At 67.3% G+C, this 2,897-nt stretch carries 1 protein-coding gene; it reads right to left on the bottom strand.

Features of this window, described 5'->3' with window-relative positions:
- Window positions 1-23: 23 nt before the first annotated feature.
- Entirely contained in the window at window positions 24-2,756 is a 2,733-nt protein-coding gene (polA, locus tag ACFWF3_RS30595; protein WP_379317170.1) for a DNA polymerase I, read from the bottom strand.
- Window positions 2,757-2,897: the final 141 nt, after the last annotated feature.

The raw sequence follows: 2,897 nt of genomic DNA, 5'->3' as shown, positions 1-2,897 counted from the left end.
CCCCTCGTGCTGTGCGGACCAGCTCAGTGCGCGGCCGAATCCCAGCTCCGGCCGGTGCCGACGGAGACGGTGAGCGGGACCGAGAGGTCGATCGCGGCCGACATCTGTTCGCGCGCAAGGGCTTCGAGGGCCTCGCGTTCGCCGTCGGCGACCTCGAAGACCAGTTCGTCGTGGATCTGCAGCAGCATCCGCGAGCGCAGGCCCGCTTCGCGGATCGCGTTCTGCACGTTGATCATCGCGACCTTGATGATGTCGGCGGCGGTGCCCTGGATCGGCGCGTTCAGTGCCATCCGCTCGGCGGATTCACGGCGCTGACGGTTGCTGGAATCCAGGTCGGGCAGGTAACGCCTGCGGCCGAACAGGGTTTGGGTGTAGCCGACCTTGCGGGCCTGGTCGACGACGTCGGACAGGTAGTCGCGGATGCCGCCGAAACGGTCGAAGTACACGTCCATCTGCTCTTTGGCCTCGGTGGTGCTGATCTTGAGCTGGGCGCTCAAGCCGTAGGAGCTCAGACCGTAGGCGAGACCGTAGGACATGGCCTTGATCCGGCGGCGCAGCTCGGAGCTCACCTCCGCGATCGGGATGTCGAAGGCCTTCGATGCGACGAAGGTGTGCAGGTCCTCGCCGGAATTGAAGGCCTCGATCAAGCCCGCGTCCCCGGACAGGTGCGCCATGATGCGCATCTCGATCTGGCTGTAGTCGGCGGTCATGAGTTCGGCGAAGCCGGGGCCGACCACGAAGGTGTCGCGAATCTGGCGGCCGGTGTCGGTGCGGATCGGGATGTTCTGCAGATTCGGCTCGGTCGAGGAGAGCCGGCCGGTGGCGGCGATGGTCTGGTTGAACGTGGTGTGCACGCGGCCGTCGTCGGAGACCGACTTGAGCAGGCCGTCGACGGTCACCTTGAGCCGGGTCGCGTCGCGGTGGGCCAGCAGGTGTTCCAGGAACGCGTGACCGGTCTTCTCGAACAGCGATTCCAGCGCGTCGGCGTCGGTGGTGTAGCCGGTCTTGGTGCGCTTGGTCTTCGGCATGTCGAGCTCGTCGAACAGCACCACCTGCAACTGCTTGGGCGAGCCGAGGTTGATCTGCTTGCCGATCACCTCGTACGCGGAGTTCGCGGCCTCGGTGACGCGGTCGGCGAACTGCTGCTGGAGGTTCTCGAGCTGGGCGACGTCGACCGCGATGCCCGCTTCCTCCAGTTGACCGAGCACGCCGAGCAGCGGCAGCTCCATCTCCGTGAGCAGTGGGGTCGATTCGATGGCTTCGAGTTCGGTATCCAGGGCGACGGCCAGGTCGGCGACCGCGCGGGCACGCAACATCTCCTCGCGGGCGATATCGGCGGCGACAGTGTCCTCGTCGTCGAGCAGGGACAGCTGGCCCGTGTCGCCGGTCTCGACGCGCAGTTCGCGCTTGAGATAGCGCAGTGACAGATCGTCGAGGTTGAAGCTGCGCTGACCGGGGCGGACCAGGTAGGCCGACAGGGCGGTGTCGGTGGCGAGACCGCCCAGGGTGAAGCCACGCCCGCGCAGTGCGTGCCCGGCGGACTTGGCCTCGTGCAGCGCCTTGGGCACCTCGGGATCGGCCAGCCAGGTGGCCAGCGCCGTCTCGTCTTCGGGGGTGAGGACGGTCAGATCGATGTAGCCGCCCTCACCGTCGGCGGCGGCGATCGCCAGTGCCCGCGCGTCACCGTGCACCGGCGTCCCGGTCCCGACGATCGAGAGACCATGGCGCACACCGGCTTTCGCGTGCTCGGCCAGCCAGTCGGCGACCGCGCCCTGATCGAGGGCACCACCGCTGATCTCGAAACCCGACTCGGCTTCCGGCTCCGGGGAACCGAGGGTGTCGAACAGCCGGTCGCGCAGCACCCGGAACTCGAGGTCGTCGAAGAGCTGGTGGATCTTGTCGCGGTCCCACGGCGCCTTGATCAGCTGGTCGGGGGTGTAGGGCAGCGGCACCTCGCGCACCATCTCGGTGAGCTGGCGGTTGAGCACCACACTCGACAGGTTCGCCCGCAGGGAGTCGCCGACCTTGCCCTTCACCTGATCGACGCGGTCGACCAGGGTGGCGAGGTCGCCGTATTCGCGGATCCACTTGGCGGCGGTCTTCTCCCCCACGCCGGGAATGCCGGGCAGATTGTCGCTCGGGTCGCCGCGCAGAGCCGCGTAGTCGGGATACTGCGCGGGCGTGAGGCCGTATTTGGTCTCCACCTCGGCCGGGGTGAAGCGGGTGAGATCCGAGACGCCCTTCTTCGGGTAGAGCACGGTGACGTCGTCGTTGACCAGCTGGATCGCGTCGCGGTCGCCGGTGACGATGAGGACCCGGTAGCCCTGTGCCATCGCCTGGGTGGTGAGAGTGGCGATCACATCGTCGGCCTCGTAGCCGTCGATGGCCATCACCGGGATGCCCATCGCGCCGAGCACGTCCTTGGTGAGTTCGACCTGCCCACGGAACTCGTCGGGGGTGGCACTGCGATTGGCCTTGTACTCCGGGTACGCCTCGGTGCGGAACGTCTTGCGCGACACGTCGAACGCCGCGGCCACATGGCTCGGTTTCTCGTCGCGCAGGAGATTGATCAGCATCGAGGTGAATCCGTACACCGCGTTGGTGGTCTGACCCGTGACAGTCTTGAAGTTCTCCGCCGGTAGCGCGAAGAACGCGCGATAGGCGATCGAATGCCCGTCGAGGAGCAGCAGCGTAGGCCGCTCACCCTCCGGGGCAGTGGTCGTTGTCGATGCCTGCGCAGTCGTCGGTGAACTCACCCGAGTGAGTCTAGGGACACCCTCCGACAGACACGAACACCGCCATCACCGCACTCCCAGCCCAGAACCCCGACCCCTAGGGAGGGGCGGCCACGCAGTGGCCGGTCGCGGCCGGGTCGCCGGTTAGCCGCCGCGGAGATG

The organism is Nocardia sp. NPDC060220 (assembly GCF_042727815.1).
Lineage (GTDB): Bacteria > Actinomycetota > Actinomycetes > Mycobacteriales > Mycobacteriaceae > Nocardia.
This window is presented reverse-complemented; position numbering and strand designations above follow the sequence as displayed.